This window comes from Psychrobacter aestuarii (assembly GCF_904846035.1).
GTDB lineage: Bacteria > Pseudomonadota > Gammaproteobacteria > Pseudomonadales > Moraxellaceae > Psychrobacter > Psychrobacter aestuarii.
The window spans coordinates 569838-594064 of record NZ_CAJGYT010000001.1; the positions used below are offsets into that span (position 1 = coordinate 569838).

Annotated in this window: 21 protein-coding genes and 1 tRNA gene; 11 read left to right on the plus strand and 11 right to left on the minus strand. The window is 50.7% G+C overall.

The features are described from left to right. Positions 1–39: 39 nt before the first annotated feature. The 4 genes from JMW05_RS02250 to tsaA form a co-directional block, all read right to left on the minus strand. Positions 40–729, minus strand: a complete 690-nt coding sequence (locus JMW05_RS02250; RefSeq protein ID WP_201503791.1) for a TetR/AcrR family transcriptional regulator — start codon at positions 727–729, stop codon at positions 40–42. A gap of 114 nt (positions 730–843) precedes the next feature. Further along, positions 844–1632: a TatD family hydrolase gene (locus tag JMW05_RS02255; protein ID WP_201503792.1), complete on the minus strand. Its 789-nt coding sequence runs from the start codon at positions 1630–1632 to the stop codon at positions 844–846. A 384-nt stretch (positions 1633–2016) separates the two neighbouring features. After that, positions 2017–3792 (minus strand): GspE/PulE family protein, encoded by a 1776-nt coding sequence (locus JMW05_RS02260; RefSeq protein WP_201503793.1) that lies wholly within the window; start codon positions 3790–3792, stop codon positions 2017–2019. 139 nt (positions 3793–3931) lie between these two features. After that, the gene (tsaA, locus tag JMW05_RS02265; protein ID WP_201503794.1) at positions 3932–4681 is read right to left on the minus strand and encodes a tRNA (N6-threonylcarbamoyladenosine(37)-N6)-methyltransferase TrmO; all 750 of its coding nucleotides are present in this window, start codon (positions 4679–4681) and stop codon (positions 3932–3934) included. Between the two features lie 349 nt (positions 4682–5030). On the opposite strand from tsaA, the gene JMW05_RS02270 reads away from it, so the two are divergent. Both JMW05_RS02270 and JMW05_RS02275 read left to right on the plus strand, forming a co-directional pair. Continuing rightward, positions 5031–5804 (plus strand): ferredoxin--NADP reductase, encoded by a 774-nt coding sequence (locus JMW05_RS02270; RefSeq protein ID WP_201503795.1) that lies wholly within the window; start codon positions 5031–5033, stop codon positions 5802–5804. A gap of 169 nt (positions 5805–5973) precedes the next feature. Further along, a tRNA-Leu gene (locus JMW05_RS02275) sits at positions 5974–6060 on the plus strand. A 142-nt stretch (positions 6061–6202) separates the two neighbouring features. Here JMW05_RS02275 and JMW05_RS02280 read toward each other — a convergent pair. Both JMW05_RS02280 and JMW05_RS02285 read right to left on the minus strand, forming a co-directional pair. Next, the gene (locus JMW05_RS02280) at positions 6203–6583 is read right to left on the minus strand and encodes a VOC family protein (protein ID WP_201503796.1); all 381 of its coding nucleotides are present in this window, start codon (positions 6581–6583) and stop codon (positions 6203–6205) included. 37 nt (positions 6584–6620) lie between these two features. Further along, entirely contained in the window at positions 6621–8360 is a 1740-nt protein-coding gene (locus tag JMW05_RS02285; protein ID WP_201503797.1) for a potassium/proton antiporter, read from the minus strand. A gap of 303 nt (positions 8361–8663) precedes the next feature. Here JMW05_RS02285 and JMW05_RS02290 point away from each other — a divergent pair, with 303 nt between their 5' ends. The 9 genes from JMW05_RS02290 (at position 8664) to infA (ending at position 18134) form a co-directional block, all read left to right on the plus strand. Further along, positions 8664–9137 carry a MarR family winged helix-turn-helix transcriptional regulator gene (locus JMW05_RS02290; RefSeq protein ID WP_201503798.1) on the plus strand — a complete coding sequence of 158 codons (474 nt, stop codon included), beginning with the start codon at positions 8664–8666 and terminating at the stop codon, positions 9135–9137. 5 nt (positions 9138–9142) lie between these two features. Then, positions 9143–9895, plus strand: coding sequence for a siderophore-interacting protein (locus JMW05_RS02295; RefSeq protein WP_201503799.1), 753 nt, complete (start codon positions 9143–9145; stop codon positions 9893–9895). Next, the gene (dinB, locus tag JMW05_RS02300) at positions 9892–10977 is read left to right on the plus strand and encodes a DNA polymerase IV (protein ID WP_201503800.1); all 1086 of its coding nucleotides are present in this window, start codon (positions 9892–9894) and stop codon (positions 10975–10977) included. The genes JMW05_RS02295 and dinB overlap by 4 nt, the downstream gene beginning before the upstream one ends. Before the next feature lie 151 nt (positions 10978–11128). Continuing rightward, complete coding sequence (gene queA, locus JMW05_RS02305) at positions 11129–12265, plus strand: tRNA preQ1(34) S-adenosylmethionine ribosyltransferase-isomerase QueA (protein WP_227691408.1); 1137 nt, start codon at positions 11129–11131, stop codon at positions 12263–12265. 226 nt (positions 12266–12491) lie between these two features. Next, positions 12492–13832: a type IV pilus assembly protein FimV gene (locus JMW05_RS02310; protein WP_201503802.1), complete on the plus strand. Its 1341-nt coding sequence runs from the start codon at positions 12492–12494 to the stop codon at positions 13830–13832. A 57-nt stretch (positions 13833–13889) separates the two neighbouring features. Further along, positions 13890–15707, plus strand: coding sequence for a FimV/HubP family polar landmark protein (locus JMW05_RS02315; protein ID WP_201503803.1), 1818 nt, complete (start codon positions 13890–13892; stop codon positions 15705–15707). A 134-nt stretch (positions 15708–15841) separates the two neighbouring features. Continuing rightward, the gene (locus JMW05_RS02320) at positions 15842–16921 is read left to right on the plus strand and encodes an asparaginase (RefSeq protein WP_201503804.1); all 1080 of its coding nucleotides are present in this window, start codon (positions 15842–15844) and stop codon (positions 16919–16921) included. A 39-nt stretch (positions 16922–16960) separates the two neighbouring features. Further along, the gene (gene truA, locus JMW05_RS02325; RefSeq protein ID WP_227691409.1) at positions 16961–17803 is read left to right on the plus strand and encodes a tRNA pseudouridine(38-40) synthase TruA; all 843 of its coding nucleotides are present in this window, start codon (positions 16961–16963) and stop codon (positions 17801–17803) included. Between the two features lie 106 nt (positions 17804–17909). After that, positions 17910–18134 (plus strand): translation initiation factor IF-1, encoded by a 225-nt coding sequence (gene infA / locus JMW05_RS02330; protein WP_169391838.1) that lies wholly within the window; start codon positions 17910–17912, stop codon positions 18132–18134. A 237-nt stretch (positions 18135–18371) separates the two neighbouring features. Here the strand turns inward: infA and JMW05_RS02335 are convergent, their stop codons facing one another. From JMW05_RS02335 to leuC, 5 genes are all read right to left on the minus strand, one after another. Further along, complete coding sequence (locus JMW05_RS02335; protein WP_201503805.1) at positions 18372–19646, minus strand: L,D-transpeptidase family protein; 1275 nt, start codon at positions 19644–19646, stop codon at positions 18372–18374. A gap of 306 nt (positions 19647–19952) precedes the next feature. Then, entirely contained in the window at positions 19953–21053 is a 1101-nt protein-coding gene (leuB, locus tag JMW05_RS02340) for a 3-isopropylmalate dehydrogenase (protein WP_201503806.1), read from the minus strand. A 51-nt stretch (positions 21054–21104) separates the two neighbouring features. Next, positions 21105–21746: a hypothetical protein gene (locus JMW05_RS02345; RefSeq protein ID WP_227691410.1), complete on the minus strand. Its 642-nt coding sequence runs from the start codon at positions 21744–21746 to the stop codon at positions 21105–21107. Between the two features lie 272 nt (positions 21747–22018). Then, complete coding sequence (leuD, locus tag JMW05_RS02350; protein ID WP_201503808.1) at positions 22019–22669, minus strand: 3-isopropylmalate dehydratase small subunit; 651 nt, start codon at positions 22667–22669, stop codon at positions 22019–22021. Between the two features lie 82 nt (positions 22670–22751). After that, positions 22752–24170: a 3-isopropylmalate dehydratase large subunit gene (gene leuC / locus JMW05_RS02355; RefSeq protein ID WP_201503809.1), complete on the minus strand. Its 1419-nt coding sequence runs from the start codon at positions 24168–24170 to the stop codon at positions 22752–22754. Positions 24171–24227: the final 57 nt, after the last annotated feature.

Here is a 24227-nt window from a genome sequence, read left to right on the forward strand (position 1 = left end):
TACATCGCAGTTAGAGGGGGCTCAATCCTTAGGTATCGCTTAATAGGTGGTATTGCGGTGCGCTTCAGACTCGGTCTCGATTTGCTCGACCAGCTCTTGTATGTCGCTGTCCTCAACCGCCTCATCATGCGCGTAGGTGGGATAATGGCTTGGCAACTCAAGGATTTGCATAATAAAGGCATAGCGCAGTGTGTCGCGGCGTCCCAGATAGCGCTGATAAAAGCTGGAATTGAGCAGACCTGCGCCACCTTGCCCCAGCGCCCAAATGGAAGACAAGTAGTCGCGCGTACTCATGCTGCTGCGCTCGTCTTGCAAATAAGCGCTTGCGATATCAATGAGGCGCTTCATACGCTGGCGGCGAATGTCATACAGCTCGCCGAACAAGCGGTTCAGCCCCGTCACAGAGGCGGCAAGGCGCTCTTCGATTTGGTTTAGCAGCATCGCCTTTTGCGGGTTTAGCAGCTGCTGAAAAATCATCCGTGCCACCCCTGCTGAGGGCGAGTCGTCAATATTGTTAATGGCGAACAGCTGCTCTTCGTAGCGAATGATGATGCGCAAATACAGCTCATCTTTGCTCGAAAAATGCTTATACAGTGTGCCTTTTGCCAAGTCGAGTTGCTCTGCCAAATGGTCCAAAGTAATGTCGCCATCGCCTGAGTCTAATAACAGCTGCTCAGCGGTCGCTAAAATGGTTTCTTCACGGATTTTAAATTGTTGTTGACGACTCATAGGTTCTCCTAACGCCCCTCAATACCAAGTGGGCAGATGCAGCTTTTATTGTCCATAATGGCCGCTTTTGTTATCGGCTCTATAAAATGACTGGCTAGTCATAGCATAGCGATTCTAGGCATATTGCGCCAGTAGATTCTCAAAGTTTTTTGTGGTCAATTGTCCAATCTCTTCTTTGCTACAACCGAACAAGTCGCCAAGGCACGCCGCCACATATGGCACATACGCAGGCTCATTGGGCTTGCCGCGTTTGGGCACTGGCGCAAGATAAGGGCTGTCGGTCTCAATCAGTAGGCGGTCTTTGGGCACTTGTCGTGCCACATCGCGCAGGCTTTGTGCTTTTTTAAAGCTGACAATGCCCGAAAACGAGATATAAAAACCCAAATCCAGCGCCGCTTTTGCCGTTTCCCAATCTTCGGTGAAGCAATGAATGATGCCGTGCTCCGCTTTTTCGGCGCGCAAGATATCAATGGTATCGTGCTTGGCTTCACGGGTATGCACGATAAGCGGTTTTTTAAGGGTTTGGCTGGCATGAATGTGACGCGCCAGACTTGCTTGCTGCTCGCGCTTGTTGTCCTCCGACCAATAATAATCTAGCCCCGTCTCGCCGATGGCCCAGACGGTATCGCTTGCCGCCATGTCGGTTAAGCGCTCATGGGTCGCCGATTGCAACACACTGACATCCTCGCACGGATGAATGCCCACGCTCATACCCAGATTCAGCGTCTCATCGCCATAGGTATCGACGATGTTTTTGATGGTGTCGTGCTCGGCAAAGTCGCACATAATCGCCATCGCACGGCTGACATTGGCGGCTTTCATCGCATCGATAACGCGTGATAGCTCGCCATCATGCGCGGTCAAATCCAAATGGTTTAAATGACAATGACTGTCTGTAAACATAACTGCTCTCGTTGCTTATTTAAAAATGAAATCAAAAGGCTAAAAAAACATGCTTAACGCCTCATAGCCAAGATATATACTCAAAAAGATGACTGGTCTAATACATCAGCTGCCGATACTAAGCGAATACTGAGCGAAAACGTGCGGGCAAACCGTACTGTCTGCCCGATTCTCTACCACGCACATCAGCGACTGTTATGTGCCAATCTTATGATAATCGCCGCTTCGCTGCCCTGCCGTATGTTACCACTTTGGCAAGTTTCATTGTGCCCACTCAGCAAATTTCAAGCGCGTCGCCAGTATTTACATAGCTTGCTCGATGAATCCATATCTGCCAGCCAATGACCTTGCCTGCTGACAGCATACCTATCGTGGGTGTCCCTATTATGTCAGCGGTACGACACGCAGCACCTCTTCGATGGTGGTGACGCCCTCGCTGATGCGTTTTGCGCCCGACAAACGCAGCGGCTGCACCCCTTCTTTGTATGCCTGCTGCTTGAGCGTATCGACACTGGCGTCTTCGGCCACCAGTTTTTTGAGCGTATTGGACAGCGGCATCATCTCATAAATACCCACCCGCCCTTGATAGCCTGTATTGCGGCACTGCTCACAGCCGACCGCCTGATAGATTTGCGCAGGCAGCGGCGCGCGCCATGGCTGGGTCAGCTCTTGCCACTGAGTCGCAAGCTCACTGTCAGCGCTCAGCGTCACCGCCGTTTTGCAATGCGGGCACAATGTGCGCAGCAAGCGCTGCGCCATCACCCCAAGAATGGTGGCAGAGGTCAAAAATGGCTGCACGCCCAAATCATGCAGGCGCGTCAAGGAGCTGGGCGCATCGTTGGTGTGTAGTGTGGACAGCACCAGATGCCCTGTCAGCGAGGCTTGTACCGCCATGTTCGCCGTCTCGCTGTCGCGAATCTCACCAACCATAATGATATCAGGGTCTTGACGCATTAAGGAGCGAATACCATCGACAAAATGCAAACCAATGCTGGGGTTGACCTGCATTTGGTTAAATGACGGCTCAATCATCTCAATCGGGTCTTCAATCGTGCAGACATTCACCTGCTCGGTCGCCAGCTGCTTGAGCGTGCTGTACAAAGTGGTCGTCTTGCCCGAGCCCGTCGGTCCTGTCACCAGAATAATGCCGTTTGGGTGCGCGGTCAGCGTGTGCCAAGTCGTCAGCTGCTTGCCTGACAGCCCCAGCTGCGCAAACGAGCGCACCAATACTTCAGGGTCAAACACACGCATCACCAGTTTTTCACCAAAGGCGGTGGGCATGGTCGACAGACGCAGCTCGGTTTCCATGCCGTTTGGCATGCGTGTTTTTAGGCGTCCATCTTGCGGTTTGCGCTTTTCAGCGACGTTTAGCCTGCCTAAGATTTTAATACGCGCGGTCACCGCAACGATAATGGCTACGGGCATTTCATACACCGTATGCAGCACGCCATCAATCCGAAAACGCACCTTGCCCGTATCGCGGCGCGGCTCTAAGTGAATGTCACTTGCCCGCTGCTCAAAGGCATATTGCAAGAGCCAATCCACCACACGCACGATGTGCTGATCATTGGCATCGGGGTTGGTGTTGTCACCGAGCTGCAACAGCGCCTCGACGTTGGTCACATCGGCGGCGGCCTTTTTGTGCACGTTGGTCGCATTGGCGATGGCTTGGGTGACTTGATAAAACTCTTGGCGATAGCGATTGATTTGTAGCGGGCTGATATACACCGTACGGTACGCACGCGCGCCGATGATTTTTTCGATATTGGCATGCCAGTCGGTATAAAACGGCTGGTCAGTACCGATTAACACCTCTTGCGCGTTGATGGCGATGGGTAAGATATATTGCGAGCGCGCGTATTCAAAGGACATCACCTGCGTGATGGCAGGCACATCGACCTTGAGCGGGTCAATCCGTACCACGGGCAGATTTGCTTTTTTTGCCAGCCACTGGTTGAGCCACACCAGCGTCAGCTTTTGCTCAGGCTCATACGGATTTGGCAGTCCAAAATCACTGATGGTAATCAGCGGATGCTGCCCTTTTTCGCGCCGACTGGTCATCACCAGATTGTAGCTGCGGTGGTCAATCACACGCTCTGCCAACAGCTCATCCAAGCACCAACGCAAATCAATCAGCAATGAAAACTCAGGCGCTGCCATAGCGGTCCTTAATCATGATAATAAAGCCCTATGATGACGCGCAGGCGCTTGAATTGCAATCACTCGCACGCCATCTGAACGCGTTGAAATGCACTTTTGTGCAATATACCGACAGTTGGTTAATAAGAATACATAAGCATCAATACAAGCCGATGGCATCAATGACAAGCGCGCCATCGTCCGCTTGGCAAAACTGCACATCCACGCATTTATAACGCATCACAAACAGGCTGCCGACCTCATCGCGGCGATACGCGGGGCGCGGGTCTTGCGCAATCAGCGCGGTAATGTGCGCCAAATCTGCGGCGACTAACGGCACCTGCGTGGGCATCGTCTCGGCAGGTGTCTTGTGCAGACAGGCTGCAAACTGCTCTTTTGCCTCAAAAGAGACCCGTACCGCGTGCTGCGTGGGCGGCTCTGGCGCAAAGCCGCTTACGGCATCGCCAATAGCATCGCTATAGCGAATGTATGGCTTGATATCCACAATCGGCGTGCCCTCAATCATATCTGCGCCCTGAAGATGCAGCTGCACGCGCCCATCGACCACTTGCACGGATGCAAGCGCCACCACCGACAGCCCAAGCCCTGAGGGGCGATACATACTGCGACTGGCGAACACGCCGATTTTTTGATTGCCGCCCAGTCTTGGCGGACGTACCTGACTGCGAAACGGCGCATCCGCCGCTTGCGGGCGGTTTTTATGAAACTGCCAACTGACCCAAATGTGCGAAAATGCCTCTAACCCCACGAATGCCGCTGGGTCTGCATACGGCGGCAGCATCTCAATGATACTGGGCACAGCCACCAGATTGGGCTGTCTTGGCGCGCCGAACTTTTGTGACAATGGTGAGCGATGATAACCGATAATCGGCAGCGCATGGCTTGGCATGACGTATCCTTGTGTGACTCTGTTGTATAATCGCGTCAATGCACCATAATGACACATATCTCGCTAACGATATTCCATTTTATCATGCCGCTTGCGTCTCGCTTGGCGGATTTTTATTTTAAAGTTTGTTATGATGAGCGGGAATATCTATTGAGAACGACTCACATCTGCCAAACGGTATGTCCTATTGATATGCCGCGCAGGTGTGTCGGCTGTGTAAGGTCAACCCCCTATTGGCGTACTGGGCAGCGTCCCTATGCAAATCCTTTGCCCGACGCATCTTCTTGACCTTAATCATACGCAGATACCTTTTTATTTTATACCATAACAGGTCATTAACGAGGACTTTATGTCAAAACTTCGCACCGAAACGGTTACAGAGGTTCACCACTGGAACGACTCTTTATTTAGCATCAAAACCACCCGTGATGACGGTTTGCGCTTCCGTAATGGCGAGTTTGCCATGATTGGTATCGTGGTTGACGGTCGTCCGCTATTACGCGCGTACTCTATCGCGAGCGCCAACTACGAAGAGCATTTAGAGTTTTTCTCAATCAAAGTACCTGATGGCCCGCTCACCTCACGCTTGCAACATATCAAAGTCGGCGATGAGCTGTTGGTCAGCAAAAAACCAACGGGCACCTTGGTACTTGACGACCTATTGCCAGGCAAACACCTATATATGCTCTCAACGGGTACTGGTCTTGCGCCGTTCTTAGCCCTTGCCCGCGACCCTGAGGTCTATGAGCGCTTTGAAAAAATCATCCTCGTCCACGGCGTGCGCCACACCAAAGACTTGGCATATCGTGACATGTTCGAAAATGAGCTGCCAAATGACGAAATCTTTGGCGAATGGTACCGCGAAAAGTTCATCTACTACCCAACCGTAACCCGTGAAGAATTCCGCAACCAAGGTCGTATCACTGACCTTATGAAATCAGGCAAATTCTTTGAAGACATCGGTCTGCCACCAATCAATAAAGAAGACGACCGCGTGATGCTGTGCGGCAGCATGCCGTTCAACGCTGAAGTCTCAGAGCTGCTTGACGGCTATGGCTTGACCGTATCACCACGTATGGGCGTGCAGGCAGACTACGTGGTTGAGCGTGCGTTCGTTGGTTAATCAGGAAATATCAGGGCTGGATGCGCCGCCAAGTAAAAAATATAAATTTTTTATAAAAAATGCTTGACGGTCCAAAATATTCTGCTAGAATACGCAACCTATACAGCGAACACTGTAGCCCAATTAAGTAATCAAAACGTCTTTTGACAATAATGATTACGCCTTACATGCCAGTGTGATGGAATTGGTAGACATGACGGATTCAAAATCCGTTGCCTTTAAAAGCGTGTCGGTTCGAGTCCGACCACTGGTACCATTTGAGAAAGCCCCGAGCGATGATGCTTGGGGCTTTTTTTTGGCTTATCGTAGCGCTAACGAACACTTATTCTTATCGCGCTTGGCAATACCCTACCACCAAACGCTATTTCTTAGCATCTTGTCCTACTTTCTTATATCACTTACAGCGTGCAAGCCACGCACAGCTTATTACCTGTCAAATCACGCACGTGCGCTACATAAATATCCGCCATGCCATTGTTGCGCTGATTCGGCACCGTCTCACTGACTGCACCGAGTCTCATGGCGGTATGATAAAAGTCATCTACTGCGGCAGCACTTTGCGCTCTAAAGCCAATGGTCATGCCATTACCAAATGTCGCAGCCTCACCGTCAATCGGACGCGTCACCACAAAGAACTGTCCGTCCTGCATATAAATCACGCGACCGTCTGAATTATCCTTGACCACTCCCGCTTTAATGCCCAGTGTGCCTAAGACGGCATCATAAAACAGCTTGGCGGCAGTAATATCATTGGTACCAACGACGACATGGGTAAACATAATGACTCCTTATAATAAGTTAAAAAAGTAATCAATCCTACGCCGTCTTTGGCTGATGATGTTTTAGCCCAATACTGCGCAGCATACCGCCACTATCGACTTCTTTAATGACCAGTGACCATTCTTCATTAATCACCACGGTGTCGCCTGATACAGGGTTGGCATCCAGATTGCTCAGCACAAATTCCGCGACCGTCTGCTGCCAAACCACCGAAGACTGGACGTCTTTAAAAAAGGGCAAATCGGCAATTTTGACATTGGGCGATAGCAGCCAATCGCCATAAAAATCGTTCATTTTTTGACGGTTAAATTTGGTATTGTTAAAGATTTTGGCAATCTCTGTGGCGTGATCGCCGCGCATGGCGTACCACACGATATCATCGTACTCAAGCTGCGTGTCTGGCTCAACCACAATCAGCTGCTCATCACGCACTAAGGCAAAGACGTGGATTTCATTGACATTGACGCTGTTGGAGATGTCTTTTGGGTGTCGCCCGATGGCAAACGCGCCCTCTTTGACCTCAAACTCATAGAGGGTGATGCTCGCGGCATCCGACACCCACACCTCATGCTCTTCTTTGGGCACATCATGGCTGGGGATACGCACGCGAAACCAGTCCGCCATCATCGGGATGGTCATACCTTGCAAAATCAGCGACACCACCACCACACCAAAGGCGATATCAAACAACAAAAATGCGCCTTGTACCGAGGACATGACGGGCAAAATGGCAAGCGTAATCGGCACAGCCCCGCGTAAGCCGACCCACGAGATAAAGCCTGCTTCGCGGTTTTTAAATTTAAAGGGTTTGACGCTACTAAAGACGGCAATAGGACGCGCCACAAAAATCATAAAGGCGGCGATGGCGACGGAATAATGCCAGACGTTTAGCACATTAGAGGGCGTGACCAGCAGACCGAGCACCACGAACAATACCGCTTGCGACAGCCATGCAAAGCTGTCCATCACACGCAGCACATGTTCAGTCGCACGCACTTTGGTATTACCAATAATGACGCCTGCAAGATAGATGGCCAAAAAGCCGCTACCGCCTATCAAATTGGTCGCCGCAAATACCGCCAAACCTGCTGATAAGATTAAAATCGCGTACATACCTTCTGCCAAATGCAGTTTGGGCATCAGACGCGCCAGTAAGTAGCCAGCAAGCAGCCCAAATACCAAGCCAAAGCCAATCTGCTGTGCCAACAACCAAACAAAACCAAACACTGTCTGCCCATCAGGGTCGACATTCAAGGCAATCAGTCCTGTGACGAGCAAAATCGCCAAGGGGTCGTTCGCGCCTGATTCTAACTCTAAGGTCGCCTGTACCCGTGCATTCAGCTTGACCCCGCCATGACGCAACAAGGAGAACACCGCCGCCGCATCGGTCGAGCCGACAATCGCTGCCATCAGCATACCGATGCGCCAATCGACGTTTAGCAGCCATGTCACAAACGCGCCGAGCACCAGCACGGTAGCCAACACGCCCCACGTCGCCAGCACCACCGCAGGCTTAAGCCCCACGCGAAACGAGCGAAAGGAGGTGCGCAGGCCACCATCCAACAAAATACACGCCAGCGCCGCCTGCCCAATAAAGTTGGCCAGCCCATATTGTGAAAAATGGATACCCAAAATGCCCTGCTCGCCTGCCAACATACCCACAGCCAAAAACAGCAGCAACAAAGGTATACCTAAACGTGCAGAGACGGTACTGGCTAAAATACTTGCAAATATCAACAATGCCCCTACCAAGTAGAGAACATTTAAGGTATCCATGGTTTGTTATCCTTGTATCACATCGGCCGTGGTGCGCCTTGCGCGTCCTTGACGAATAAACGAGCGGTTATAAAGCGGCGATAAAAAAAGACACGATGGATTTTATCTACAAAATCCATCGTGTCTGCCCTTTTAATATAACTGCCAGCGCGCGCCAGCACAACCGCAAAAACATCATAAATGTCATTTAAATGTGCCACTTATGCCATAAGTTGCTGCGTTTGTCTTTGGTTTGTATAGTTGACACTATCAACCAATATTTATATAGTAAGCACGACTGTTTTTATCAGGTGCGCCCGCTTTATGTCGTTTTTATCGTTAAGTGATACCTTGCATCAACTGATGCACCGTTATACCCATTTGCTGCGCACAGGCATTCATCAGCAAGGGATAGCGCTACCCATCACCCAAATCCGCACGCTCAAAAGCATTCGCCATCGACCGCACAGCACCGCGCAGTCCATCGCCCAGCACATCCAGCGGGACAAAGCGCAAATCACCCGCGCGCTAAATGCGTTACTCAGCGAAAAGCTGATTTATAAAACGACCAACCCACACGACCAGCGCAGTACCTTATTGTCACTCACCACTCAAGGTGATGAGGTCATCGCCAAGCTGGAGATTGCTGAAGCGTGGGCGGCAGAGGCCATCACCGAGCAGCTTGATGATGAGCAACTGGCGCTTTTTTTACAGCTTTCACAGCGTATGCTGCTGCCCCACGCAGGCACGTTGGCTCATGACCGCACGCCTTTAGCCGCACCGACCCATCAGGAATGACCCTTATGCCAAAACCTGCCCCAAGAACGCTCCAAGTCCTACATGCCGAGCAAATCACCCCGCACATGCGCCGCATCACACTGGGAGGCGCAGAGATGCACGACTTTCCAAAAGACCAAGAAAGCGCTTATATCAAGCTGTTATTTGATCAAGCAGGCAGCGAGCGCCCATTGATGCGTACCTATACCATCCGCACCCAGCGTGATACCGAGATTGATGTGGATTTTGTGGTACATGAGCAGACGGGCATTGCCTCACAGTGGGCATTGGATGCGCAAATCGGCGATACCATTCGCATCGGTGGTCCAGGTCCTGCCAAGCTGATGACGCTTGATGCTGACTGGTTTTTGCTCGCAGGCGATATGACCGCGCTGCCTGCGATAAGCGTTAATTTAGAAAAACTGCCAGCGGATGCCACAGGCTATGCAGTGATTGAAATTGCCTCTGAAATGGATAAACAAGATTTAGTCAAGCCCGCAGGCGTAGAGGTGATTTGGGTCATTAATGCTACTACCAGCGCCACGCACAGCCCACTGCTTGAGCAAATACGAGCGCTGACATGGCAAGACGGGCAGCCAAGTGTATGGGTAGCGTGTGAATTTCATAGCATGCGCCAGCTGCGCGATTATTTTAAACACACACGCAGCGTGTCAAAGTCTCATCTGTATGTCTCAAGCTACTGGAAAATTGACCGTACCGAAGATGAACACAAGGTGGACAAGCGCCAAGACAGCGATGCCCATGACGCGTCATCATGACTGAAAATAGTGCGCCCCTACTACGTAAAATCATCCATATCGACATGGATGCTTTTTATGCCAGTGTCGAGCAGCGGGACAACCCCAGCTATCGCGGACAGCCGCTCGTGGTCGGTGGCGATCCTGATGGGCGCGGCGTGGTGGCGGCTGCCAGCTACGAAGTACGCGCCTTTGGTGTGCGCTCGGCAATGTCTTGTTTTGAGGCACGCAAGCGTTGTCCGAATGCTATTTTTGTGCGTCCGCGCTTTGAAATTTATCGCGCCATCAGTGCTCAGATTCGCGCATTAATGCATGAATTAACATCGCTGGTCGAACCGCTGTCCTTGGACGAAGCCTATCTGGACGTCACGGGACTGGAGAGGTACCAAGGCTCGGCAACACTTATGGCAAATCATCTGCGCGCACAGATTAAAGACGTGACAGGACTTAATGCCTCGGCAGGTGTATCGTTTAATAAAATGCTCGCCAAAATCGCCTCAGACATTAACAAGCCCAACGGCATTGCCGTCATCACGCCTGCGGATGCACACGCCTTTATCAGCAGCCTACCCATTGAGCGCTTTCACGGTATTGGCAAGGCGACCGCCAAGCGTCTGCATGAGATGGGCGTACATACAGGGGCGGACCTACGCGCGATAGAGGCGGCGACGCTGGTGCAGACCTTTGGTAAGCGCGGACAGTTTTATCACGATATCGCGCATGGTATGGACAATCGCCCTGTCAAAGCCACCCGCCAGCACAAGTCGGTCGGTGCGGAGACCACCTTTCATCACAACTTAAATGACAACGCGCAGCTGATGCAGCATATCTACGCGCAAAACGCCGATGCCTTTCATCAATTACAAAAAAAGCAACTGACCGCTTTTACCGTCACCTTAAAAGTTAAATACGCAGACTTTAGCCAAGTCACCCGCGCGCATACGGCGTCGTCTGCTTTTTTGCAACTGACCGACGCCCATCATTGGCTCGATAAGCTGTTTACCAGCATTCCCCGTGAACTACCGATTCGTTTGGTCGGCGTGACTTATTCTTCACTACAACCGATGCAAGAGGTTTACAGTCAGCCAAGTTTGTTTGAGTAGCGAGCTTTGTTTGGTGTTAGAGTTTAATTTTACTTAGGCTATTTTATGCCCTTAGCTCCTTTCCTTTTAGTAAAGCAAAACATCACTTTTTTGCCGCTTTCTGCTACACTAGCGCCAAAATATTAACACCCTTTAATAAGTTATGACTGCTATGACCGATGCTGCCCACACGCCTACAGACACCACCAGCGATTACCTAAGCGTAAACGACTATGATTACGAGCTGCCCGATGCGCTGATTGCACGCTATCCATTGGCTCAGCGCTCTGCGTCAAGGTTGCTACACTTGCCCGCTGGCGGTACGGCTCAGGATTATCAGTTTACCGACTTGCCTGACCTGCTCGGCGAAAATGACTTGATCGTTTTTAATGATACTAAGGTCATGAAAGCGCGTCTGTTTGGACAAAAGGACACAGGCGGTCGTGTGGAAGTGCTGGTCGAGCGCTTATTGACCGAGCTGCCTGACACTATTGCCGCAGACGATAGCCACTCAGCAACCGAGCATTTGGCACTGTGCCACATCAAAGCCAGCAAAGCGCCCAAAGTCGGTCAGCGCATCCTATTGGCAGACAATCAGATGGGCGCGGTCGTATTGGGTCGTCAAGAAAACTTATTCGTGGTGAGTTTTGACGCGCCTGTCCTGCCTGATTTGGAGCGTTTTGGCGAGCTGCCGATACCGCCTTATTTTGAGCGCCGCGCCGATGAGACAGACAATCAGCGCTATCAGACCGTCTTTCATGACCCAAGCAAACTTGCCAGCGTCGCCGCACCGACCGCGAGCCTACACTTTGATGATAATGTGCTCCAAAAACTTGCCGATAAAGGCATACAGACCGCCTTTGTGACCTTGCATGTCGGCGCAGGCACGTTTGCCCCTGTGAAAACAGACAACTTATTAAACCACACCATGCACAGCGAATACGCGCACCTACCGCAAGATACGGCAGATATGATTAATGCCACGCATGCCAAAGGCGGTAAGGTATTGGCGGTTGGCACGACGGTCACGCGCGTGCTCGAGACGGCATATCAAAAGACCGCACGAGATGGCGCGATGCTGAGCGCATGGTCGGGCGATACCGATATCTTTATTTACCCTGGGTTTAAATTTGGGGTGATTGACCGCTTATTGACCAATTTTCATTTGCCAAAATCGACCCTTTTGATGCTGGTTGCGGCATTTTCAGGCAAGGCAGAGATTGAAGCTGCCTACGCACACGCGATTGCCAATGAGTACCGCTTTTTTAGTTACGGTGATGCGATGCTGCTGGAAAAAAAGACAAACTAACGGTTAAAATTACATGCCAATCTCTAGCCAACAAAATTTGGTTATAAATAAGCTGGCAAAAGATGGTGTATTTTGTTATAAAAGTGTCAATGCCTTGCGTATTTGTACATAATCTGTGAAGTAAGATTGTCTTATCTGTCACTTATGTATGGACGTGATGATTATTTTTTTGACCCTATCTTTTGATGGTCGTTGGTATTTTATCAGCTCTTATAAGGGACAACCCATGTCTTGGTCGGTAGCGCATCCTTATCGTTTGAACAGCGTGTCTTATGCGGTATTTATTGCCCTGTGTACTTATGGGGCAACGGCATCCCTCTCATCACAAGCCGCCAATTTTGGTAGCTTGCAAATACACTCTACGCAAAACGAGCCACTGTCGGCCAGTATTGGGGTGAGTGACGTTGATGTAGCACATTTTTCTGCCTATTTGGCGAGCGATGTGCTGTATCAAGAGATGGGACTGACGCACAACCCGACCATATCAGCGCGATTCGTCGCTGATTCAGTGGACTATGGTCGCATCGTACTGACCAGCACTCAGCCGATTACCATGCCTTTTGCGGATGTGGTGCTGACGGTTAATAATAATGGCGATCGTGACATCATTCCTAAAACCCTGCTGATGCCTTTGGTGCGTCCAGCTTTGATGCACACGCCACTGATGGTACAAAATAGTGCGCCGCCACCGCTGAGCGCTGCGCCGATAACATCGCATACGCCCGTACATACGCCATTGATGGCGCAGCAAGTTACAGCGATTCAGCCGTTAGCCGTTATCGCAACCGATGTGATGCCGCCGCTACCAAGTGCAGCAAAGACCCGCATGCCTGACGCGCCACTCCTTGCACAGCAAGCGCTGACGCAAACGCCGCTATTGGTCAAGACCATCACCCATATGCCGCCGCTGCCCAGTGCGCAACCAAGCGCCCCGATAAGCACCAATGCTAATGCACCATTACTCGCGCAGCAAAACGTACATCAAGCGCAAACCGAGCGCAGCGCCATCACGGTGCAGCAGCCCGTTGACTTAGCGCAAGCACTGGATACTGTACTGGTTCGTCAAACGACAGCACAGCCCTTAGCCGCACAGCAAGTGACCGAGCTGCCTGCACTACCGCGTAGCCAGCCGACAGCCACAGTGATAGAAGCGCCTTTGCAGGCAGCTACAGCGTTGCCATCTGCTGCCACGACGAACATCCAAACGACGCGCCGCATGTTACGACGCGCACAGCCCGACACGCCAGCTGAGCAGCTACAAACCGCCGCCAAGCCAAAACTGACGCCTGTACACATACAGACCACCCGCCGCATTCAACGCACCGTCCTCCCTGAGCGTCCGCAGTTTTTGGATGACACCCGTGCGAATAATAATATCGCGCTTAACAGTAGCCATGATATGCTAGATGATGCTATGTTATCTGACCTAACGGGCAGCAGCCACACCGTGGTACGGACACAGACCATTGCGTCCTTGCCTACTGCCGCTTATCAGCGCGCAGAGCTACCAATAAAAAATCAAAAAGCTATTGAGCTAGCGGCTCATTTGCAAGAATTAAGTAATTGATAATCGCATCAAATGACTGAACGATTATAAACAGGACACGCAGGCGCGGGAGTTTTTATGGACAATATGCTATACATCATTGTGGGATTGGTCATCATTGCAGGCATCGCTTTTGTCGTGATGCGTGGCAAAAACAAGCCATCACAAGCACCAAGTATCAATAAACCAAGCACACGCAGTGCAGATACCAGCAGCGCCGCACCTCAGCGTACCAATGCCACACCTGAGCCTATCACTAAGTTTGACAACCTCACCGTCGCTCAGCGCTTTATGGATCAGCAGCGCTATGACAAAGCCATCGAAGCGATTGACCGTGGTCTGGCTGCCAACCCGACCGACAGCGCCTTATTGCTAAAGCTGCTCCAAGTCCATAATGCAACGCAGCAGCCAGAGGCTTTTTATCAGACTTACGCCAAGCTTGAGACGCATGCCGACCCTGTCACGATGGTGCAAGCGCAGCAGCTCAAAGCACAGTTTGATGAGACACGTGCACCAGCGCCAGTAGCTGCGCCCATATCTACGCCAGCACAAAGCGACAATAGCAGTGACTTTGGTGGATTGGCTTTTGAGATTGAAGAAGACAAGCCTGTCGCCGCTGCTGCGCCCGCTAAGGCAGCTGCACCAACGCAGCAAACAAGTGCCCCTACCGCAGCGCCTGTGGCTGATACCAAGGATGACAATGACGCGTCATTTGATTTAATTTTAGATGATTTAAACCCAGCAACCCGCACTACCGACGCACCGACGCAACCTGCATCACCAGCACCGATACAAAGCTTTGAGCAGCGCTCAGACGATACGCTTGATAATGACAATGATTTTGTACTGGACTTACCCCCGTCAACAGATGCGCAAACACCAAGCAATCAAGCATTAGATGAGGCAGCCACACCCGCAGAAGCTGTAACACTGACCCCTATTACGCAAGATGATGCCATCGATAACGACACAACGGACGCGCTGAGTCTGGACTTTGATGCCCCTGAGCACACGTCTACAGCGCCAGTAACGCGCGATGCTGATACAGCAAACACTGAGCAAGCGGACACCCCTGCGCCGAGCACGCTAGATGATGACTTTACCCTCGACTTTGATTCATTGCTGCAAGATGCGAATGCCGATGACATCCATCGCACATCAAGTGCAGACAGCGATGTCACTGCGCACATCGATGATGACTTTACGCTAAGCACAGATGACAGCCGTACTGATGACAATGCTATCAAAAACGATGACGCCATTGACTTTGGTTTTGAGGATGTGAGCGCGGCGCAAGACAATACCGATGCCCTCATATTGGACACAAAGACAGTCAGCGAAGCAGATAAAGCAGCGCCAACTGCGGCACCACAAGCAGACGCACAAGACGACTTTGCGGACTTTACGCTGTTTGACAGCAATGAAGCAGCTGACGTGACAGAACCCACTACAGACAGTACTGATGAACCTGCACAAACACCTGTGTTTAATCTTGAAGAAGAATTTGGCATTGTAGACAACAGCAGTACACCCGTAGCGGCTGAAACAGAAACTGCACAGCCCGCAGCTGAAGAGCCTATGCTCTTTGATGATGATTTTGACATCGATGCGCTCATTTCCGATGAGTCTCCTGTCGTAGAGGACGCCACTGAGGATGCCTCTGCCATCATGCCGACCTCTGATGCGCCAACAGATGACAGCTTGCTACCACCAACAGATAATGCCTTTGATTTTGTCAAAACCTTGGACAGCAATCAGACCACATTGGCACTTGCTGAGCAATATTTCAGCATCGGTGAATACGATGGTGCCAAGCGACTGTTAAAAGAAGTAGTGTCACAGGGCAATAGCGAGCAGCAGCAGCAAGCAAATACGCTGCTAGCCCGTATTGCTTAGTTAATAGTAATAGGCACTGCCCCTTTTTTATTATTCACTGTTGATAGCAATTTTTTCTCTTTCTTATGGTTTAACATGCGTCTTGTAAGCAGCAATGCTTATAGGACGTATGTGTTTTTGTTATAGGCATTTTTATGCAGCGATCTACCTCTGATTCTAAGCACGGTACAGATGTAAAACTCATTTACGCAGGCGGCACGTTTGGCAGCTATGGACAACCCTTGGCACCACTGGATGTCGATGTGTTTTTACCGGTATTGCAGTCGTTTTTGACCGATGAGCTGCCTTATTTTTCATGGCTTGAGAACAGCTTGATTAAAGACAGCAGTCAGCTCCATGCCTGCGACTTTATGCATTTTTATACCTTAATACTAAAAGCGTATGAACAAGGGCAACGTCAGTTCGTATTGATTACAGGTACCGATACCTTAAGTTACTTGGGCGCTTTTTTGGCGGAAGCCTTTGCAGGCAGTGACATTTGTATCGTCTTAACTGGCAGCATGCGTCCCCTACTCGACAGCAACATCGTCAGCCACTACCAGCGCGACACTGACAGTGATGCGTGGGACAACTTTTCTGCCGCGCTGCGCTTAGCGGCCTATGGCAACAGCGGCGTACAGATATGCTTTGGCGGCGAGTCTTGGCCTGCGCAAACCGTACAAAAAATTCACAGCCACGACTTAATGGCGTTTACAGGGCATGGGCGCGCTGCCTACCCTGCCAGCAGCTATGCAAAAGATCTACCCGTCGCACGCCGCCAGCACTGGCTTGATGACAGAACTGCTGCCCTCAACGCGACTCAAGCGCGTGCAGAAAAGGCAGTCGTACACGCACTATACTGCCTGCCTAACGATGCTGATGTGTTGTGTCAACAACTAAACGCCTTATCCAAAAAAGCGCCATGCGGCATCATCCTTTTAGGCTTTGGTGCTGGCAACCTGCCACATTCGCAAGCCTTAGCTGACGCCTTGGACCAAGCGTATGCCCAAGGTCATATGGTGGTTTGCGCCAGTCAATGCGCCTTTGGCGGCGTGAGTGCCAGTTATGCTGCAGGCAGCTGGCAATACGAGCATCATGTCATTGCAGGTGAGCGCCTGACCATCTCAGCAATTTACGCGCGCTTGCTGTGGCTGTTGCTACACTACGACACACCGACCCGTCGCCGTCAGCGCTGGAGCTATACCATCAGTCAAAATACCAGCACGCGGCACTGATCATTGTTTTACTTGTTTTTGTTTTTATGGTGACCCCTTATGTCGATGACCCCTACCACATCCGCCCTAACTGCAGCGCCCACTTACACCTTGGCGATTGCGGTTGAGTTTTTAGGGACGCATTATCGTGGCTGGCAGCGGCAAAAAGAGGTCACAGGCGTACAGGCAGTGTTGGAGTCAGCCATCAGCAAAGTGGCGAACGAGACTATCGAGGTGGTCGCGGCAGGACGGACGGACGCAGGCGTGCACGCCAGCAATATGATTGCCCATTTTGTTACCACCGCCTACCGCCCTACCAACAATTGGCTGCGCGGGGTCAATAGCCTACTGCCCGATGATATTGCGCTGCGCTGGATTCAGCCGATGCCTGAGGACTTTCATGCGCGCTTTAAAGCCATTGCCCGCCGGTATCGTTACATCACGCTCAATCAGCCGCAGCGCCCTGCCATATTAAAAAATCAAGTCACCCATATCTATGAACCGCTTGATTTGCCTGCGATGCAGCAAGCGGCAGCATATATCACAGGTACGCACGACTTTAGCAGTTACCGCGCCGCCGCCTGCCAGTCCAATCAGCCTGTACGCACCGTCAGTCATGCGCGTCTTTTTCAACACGGCGCGTTCATTGTCTTCGACATTCAAGCCGATGGTTTTTTACATCATATGGTGCGTAACCTGATGGGCACGCTGCACGCCATTGGCAAGCATGAGCTACAGCCTCATGATTTTTTAGAGATTTTGGCAAAAAAAGACCGCACCATAGCCCCGCCGACCGCATCAGGTGATGGCTTGTACTTTATCAACGCCTATTATCCACACATCTATCAAGATCTGTTGCCAGAAGCGCCTTTAACCCCCGTTTGGATCAACTTGCCTGAGTGATATACATAACCATTACACGCTGTCAAGTAAAAATCAGGTTTTTGTTGCATGAATGGCAAAACTTGCGTATAATGTCGGCTTATTTTTCTATTGATTGAAACAGGTTATGGCAAAAAAAGACGATATTATTGAATTCGAAGGTGAAGTTATCGATACTTTACCGAACACGCTGTTTAAAGTCCGTCTAGAAAACGGTCACGAAATCATCGCTCACATTTCAGGCAAGATGCGTAAGCACTATATCCGCATTCTGACAGGCGATAAGGTTAAAGTTGAAATGACCCCTTACGATTTATCGAAAGGTCGTATCACTTACCGCGGTAAAAACTAATTTTTATTGCGATAAGTGGGTTGGTCGTTGTTTTTATCAATACGCATAACAATACTGACAATCCATTTTGACATGTATTGCCAAAAACGCAGTGATTCATGATGGGCGTTTTTGATAAGATTGCCAATCAGCTCAAACAAAAATACCGCTTATCACAAGCGGTATTTTTTTGTCTTCACTTTTTTGTTCTTCTTCTAAATAAAGCGCGAATAAGCATCTTTTAACGATGCGTCGAGCTTAACGAAACTCAACCGTAGCGCCATCTTCGATCGTACCCAGTAGCGCGAGTGCATCCCAGTTGGTCAAACGCACACAGCCTGCTGAGGCTTGACGACTGATACGCTCAGGGTCAGGCGAGCCATGGATGCCGTATGAAGGCTTGCTCAGACCAATCCAGACGATACCGACAGGGTTGTTCGGACCTGGAGGTAGAATGGATTTTTTGCCCTCATCACTGGTATACGTATAGTTGGGTTTGTGAATTTTTACCTTGACGTCATGCGTGCCTGTCGGCGACGGTGTCGAGGTACTGCCGACCGTGGTCGGATAGCTGGCAACCATCTTGTCATTGCTGTCATAAGCATAGAGCGTCTGCGCAGCTTTGTCCGCAACCACACGGCTGACAGGGGTAGTATTGGGGTTGCCAGGGTTATAAACGACAATGCTGTCACCTGCAGCAAAGTTGCTATCAGGATTCAGTGCTTTTAGGTAGTCGGTATCGATATGGAACTTTTCACCGAGCGCTTCGATGACGCTCTCATAATACATGGCTTCTAGCTTGGCTTTTTCTTCTGCACCACTTGGTATTTTGGTGGTTTTGACATTGATATCATCATCGGTCAATTGATAATCGACCAGTACTGGCTGCTGCATCAATGCGCTGTCTTGGGTTAATGCCTGCCACGTATCCGTATTCATGCTGTCAGTCACAGGCAAATTGTTCGCTTCTTGGAACGCTTTCATCGCTTTGATGGTATTTTTGCCCCAGCGACCGTCGACCGCGCCGACGCCATGATGATTCCAGTTTAATAAGGCTTGAATCTTGGTGCCCAAGTTTTGGTCAATCTTAGCGCCCTCAGTCCATGTTGCTTCGTTGGCTTTGGTGGCACGCTCTGAGAGATTGTCCGTATTGTACTCAATCTCTGGTAGCAGCTTGCTCAATGCCGTTTCGGTCTTACTGTTGCCATCGAGCTTTTGGCTGATACCGCGAGTCACTGGGCTGATGTCGTCGCCACTTTCAATCAGACTCTTATCAATATCGCTTGGCATGTCATTTGCACTGTCGTCCATGCCAGCGTTAGCGTTCATCGCGGCGTCATCTGTTGCCATCTCGCTGTTTGCGTTCATATCGTTCTGATTGGCAGATGTTTCAGCCGTAGTGCTTTGCTCGGTTGTATTGTCTGTCGTTTGCTGCGCATTGGCATCGTCGTTGCTGCCGCCGCAGCCTGTTAGTAATACTGCGCTGGTACCCATCGCCATCATAATTTGGCTTAATTTATTCAATTTATACATAATGCTTCCTCAAATGTTCAATGGTGCAGCGCCTAGCTTATCCCTGACTGTTATAGTTTTACCGCTAATGAAGGCACAAACGTCAGCACTGCGTTTGCTTTGTCGTTATGTGCTCATCATGCCACACTGATGCCATGGGCGCTGACGGCTTTGTGTTACCAAGCATAGGCAGTTGCCGTTAGTTTGTTAATGATTGGTAGCCAAGAGCAGATTTTTTTACAAAACTGCGCTGCAAATAAAAAACCCACCTGCCAGTACGGACAGATGGGTTTTTTATGTGATAAATGTGGTGCGTATTTTTGCGGCTTATAGTTTTGCCAGTACCGCCTCACCCATTTGCTGACAGCCGACTTGGGTCAAGCCCGCTTCGGTTTTATCCAAGATATCAGGCGTACGCAGACCATCGTCCAGCACATCACTGACCGCTTGCTCAATGGCTTGCGCCGCGGCTTCTTGCTTAAAGGTATAGCGCAGCATCATGGCTACTGACAAGATGGTCGCTAGGGGGTTGGCCTTGTCTTGACCAGCGATATCAGGCGCTGAGCCGTGGCATGGCTCATACATGCCCTTGCCTGCCTCATCAAGGCTGGCTGATGGCAGCATGCCGATAGAGCCTGTGAGCATGGCGGCTTCGTCAGACAAGATATCGCCGAACATGTTGCCTGTGACCATCACGTCAAACTGCTTGGGATCACGAATCAGCTGCATGCAGGCATTGTCCGCGTACATGTGCGACAGCGCCACATCGCTATAATCCGCTTGCTGCATTTTTGTGATGGTCTGTTTCCACAGCTCGGTCACTTCTAATACGTTGGCTTTGTCCACTGAGCAAACGCGCGCTGGATTGCCTGAGGCGGCAGTACGGGTTTGCGCCAGCTCAAAGGCAACCTTGCCAATACGCTCAATCTCACTGGTGCTATAGACCATTGTGTTATAGCCTTGCTGCTCGCCATTTTCTAGCGTGCGGATACCGCGTGGCTCGCCAAAGTAGATACCGCCTGTCAGCTCACGTACGATAAGTAAATCCAAGCCTTTGATAATCTCAGGCTTGATGCTTGACGCATTGGCGAGCTGCGGGTAGAGCTTTGCCACGCGCAAGTTGGCAAACAAGCCTAATGCACTACGGATTTTTAGCAGTCCACGCTCAGGGCGCTTGCTGCGCTCAATGGCATCCCACTTAGGTCCACCGACTGCGCCTAACAGTACCGCGTCTGCTGCACGGGCGCGCGTGAGTGTCTCTTCGGGCAATGGCTCACCTGTGGCGTCAATGGCCACACCGCCAATCAAACCCTCTTCTAAGGTCAGTCCCAAATCAAACGTCTCATTAACCCGTTTTAGCACATTGATGGCCTGCGCCATAATCTCAGGGCCAATACCATCGCCTGCTAATGTCAATACGGTTGCCATAAAAATCCTTGTTGTTGTCAATCAGCGGTGTGCATCAATCATGCACGGTTATTATGAATGGGTGTGTTCGTGAAGCTGGTCGAGGGCATGTACGCGGGTTTCGATAAATTCGCCTTGATGCTCAGGATGCATGTCTTGGCAAAAGTGGCGCAGTACTTGGTTTTGATGCACAAGGTCAATACACAATGGCTCAGGTGACGCGCTGTCAAGCAGACTGCCACTTGAGGCTTTTGTCGCTTGACGATAGGCCTTTAATTGATACACGCCAGGCTGCGTAAACTCATGAATCATCGCAAAGCGCTCAGTGTAGTTTAAATTGGGCTCTGGATAAAAATTGACATGCACTTCACGTTTTTTGGGCAGCATGCGTACGTAGTAGTTATTTAGCGGCGGCAATCCTGAAGCGCTTGCCAGCGTCGCCTTGACCGCGTATGGACTACTTAATGTGCTCATATTGCTGCCAGCATCACTACGCGGCGCTTCAATCGTTGCCATAGGCACATGCGTGTCGGTGCTGACCACCAGTGTTTTGTCAATCTGCGTAAACTCACAGTGGTAAGTACCTGCACAGGTCAGGCTCACCTCACCTGCGGTCGAAGGGACGTCAACCGCCCATGTTTTTGTCGGTTTTTGCTCAATGGTTTGGTAGCCACTGAGTAACTGACATCCTGACAATCCAATACTGGTACCCATAACGACACCAGCAACAACAAAACCACGCGGTATATTTATCATGATGATGACTACTATAAAGTGAAAAGAAGGCGAAAACGTGACAAAAAATCGGGCAATGGCAGGCGCTGACCACGCTGGGCGGTCAAGCGCTCATATACGCGCCACCTGCCGTCATAACTGCCAAAACGCCATTTATTTTAGCCACTTCATCACCATAACTCAACGCTTGCGCCCTACCCAAATAGACCAGAAGGTCAATATTTGGGTATAAACCGCGTCACCATGCCAGATTACGCATGCACAGGATTAAAAATCCATGGCGTCTTTTGTTGCATGGTCTCTTCGTAAGCCTTGATGGCATCGCTTTGCTGCAAGGTCAAACCAATATCATCCAGACCGTTTAACAAGCAATGCTTGCGAAAGGCATCAATCTCAAAAGGATAGCGCTCGCCCGTTGGGGTAATGACCACTTGCGCTTCTAAATCTGCCGTTAAGGTATAGCCTTCTTCAGCCACGACCGCTTTCATCAATGTATCGACGATGGCTTCATCAAGCACGATGGGCAGCATGCCGTTTTTAAAGCAGTTGTTATAAAAGATATCGGCAAAGCTTGGCGCGATGACCGTGCGAAAGCCATACTCTGATAAAGCCCATGGCGCGTGCTCACGGCTTGAGCCGCAGCCAAAGTTCTTGCGCGTCAATAAAATGGTCGCGTCTTGATAACGTGGCTGGTTCAGCACAAAATCAGGGTTGATGGGGCGTTTGCTGGCATCTTGACCTGGAAAGCCTTCGTCCAAGTAGCGCCACTCGTCAAACAGATTGACACCAAAGCCTGTGCGTTTGATAGATTTTAAGAACTGCTTGGGAATGATTTGGTCGGTATCGACATTTGAGCGATCAAGGGGGCACACGATACCCGTTTGAATGTTATAAGCCTGCATAAGATATCCTAGTGTTAATGAGTAAAGACAAACAAAATCCTATCGACCTAAAGCGTGAACGCATCACGCTTTAGATGCTCGATTAAAACGTGCGCACATCCACAAAGTGACCTGCAATGGCAGCAGCAGCGGCCATGGCTGGGCTGACCAAGTGCGTGCGTCCGCCATTACCTTGACGTCCCTCAAAGTTGCGATTCGAAGTCGAGGCGCAGTGCTCTTGTGGCAACAGCTTGTCAGCGTTCATCGCAAGGCACATTGAGCAGCCAGGCTCACGCCACTCAAAGCCCGCTTCAGTAAAGACTTGATCCAGTCCTTCTTTTTCCGCCTGTAGCTTCACCTGTCCTGACCCTGCCACGACGATGGCTTCTTTAACGCTCTCGGCCACTTTGCGCCCTTTGATGACTGCTGCAGCATCGCGTAAGTCTTCAATACGTGAGTTGGTGCATGAGCCGATAAAGATTCTGTCCAACTGAATGTCGGTGATTTTTTGACCCGCTTCTAGACCCATATAAGTGTAGGCACGCATCCAGCCTTCTTTTTGTGTGTCGTCTGCCGCTTGGTCTGGCGTCGGTACACTCTCAGTGATGTCAACGACCATCTCAGGTGAGGTGCCCCAAGACACTTGCGGCGCAATCTCATTTCCATCGAGCTCAATGACGGTATCGAACACCGCATCAGCGTCTGAATACAGCGTACTCCAATAAGCTTCAGCAGCGTCCCACTGCTCAGGCGTCGGTGCGTATCTGCGACCTTTAACATAGTCAATAGTGATGTCATCGACAGCGACCATACCGACGCGAGCACCCGCTTCAATCGCCATGTTACAGACGGTCATACGACCTTCCATGCTCATCTCTTCAAACACTTGCCCTGCAAACTCAATGGCGTAGCCTGTACCGCCTGCTGTACCAATACGCGCGATGATGGCAAGTACCACATCTTTTGCGGTCACGCCAGCGCCGAGCTTACCGTTTACACGGATTTGCATGTTTTTCATTTTCTTTTGAATGAGGCACTGCGTCGCTAACACGTGCTCCACCTCAGACGTACCGATACCGTGCGCCAAGCAGCCCAATGCGCCGTGCGTTGCGGTATGCGAGTCACCACAGACCACAGTCATGCCTGGCAATACCAAGCCTTGCTCAGGACCGACGACGTGCAAGATACCTTGACGCGCATCATTAATCGTAAATTCTGCGATGTTAAATTTGGCGCAGTTGTCATCTAAGGTGACGACCTGCAAGCGCGATACTTCATCCTTGATGCCTGACACGCCTTGCGAGCGCTCTGTGGTCACCGTCGGTACGTTGTGGTCGGGGCTGGCGATGTTTGCTGACAGACGCCACGGCGCGCGATTGGCAAGCTCTAGACCTTCAAAGGCCTGCGGGCTTGTCACCTCGTGCAGTAAATGACGGTCAATGTAGATTAAGCTTGAACCGTCGTCACGTTTGGTGACTTCATGCGCGTTCCAAAGTTTGTCATATAAAGTTTGACCGGCCATAGTGTTGTCCTTTTTGGTTGCTAGTAATGTGCTGCCCCTCATGCGCTATCGGCGCTG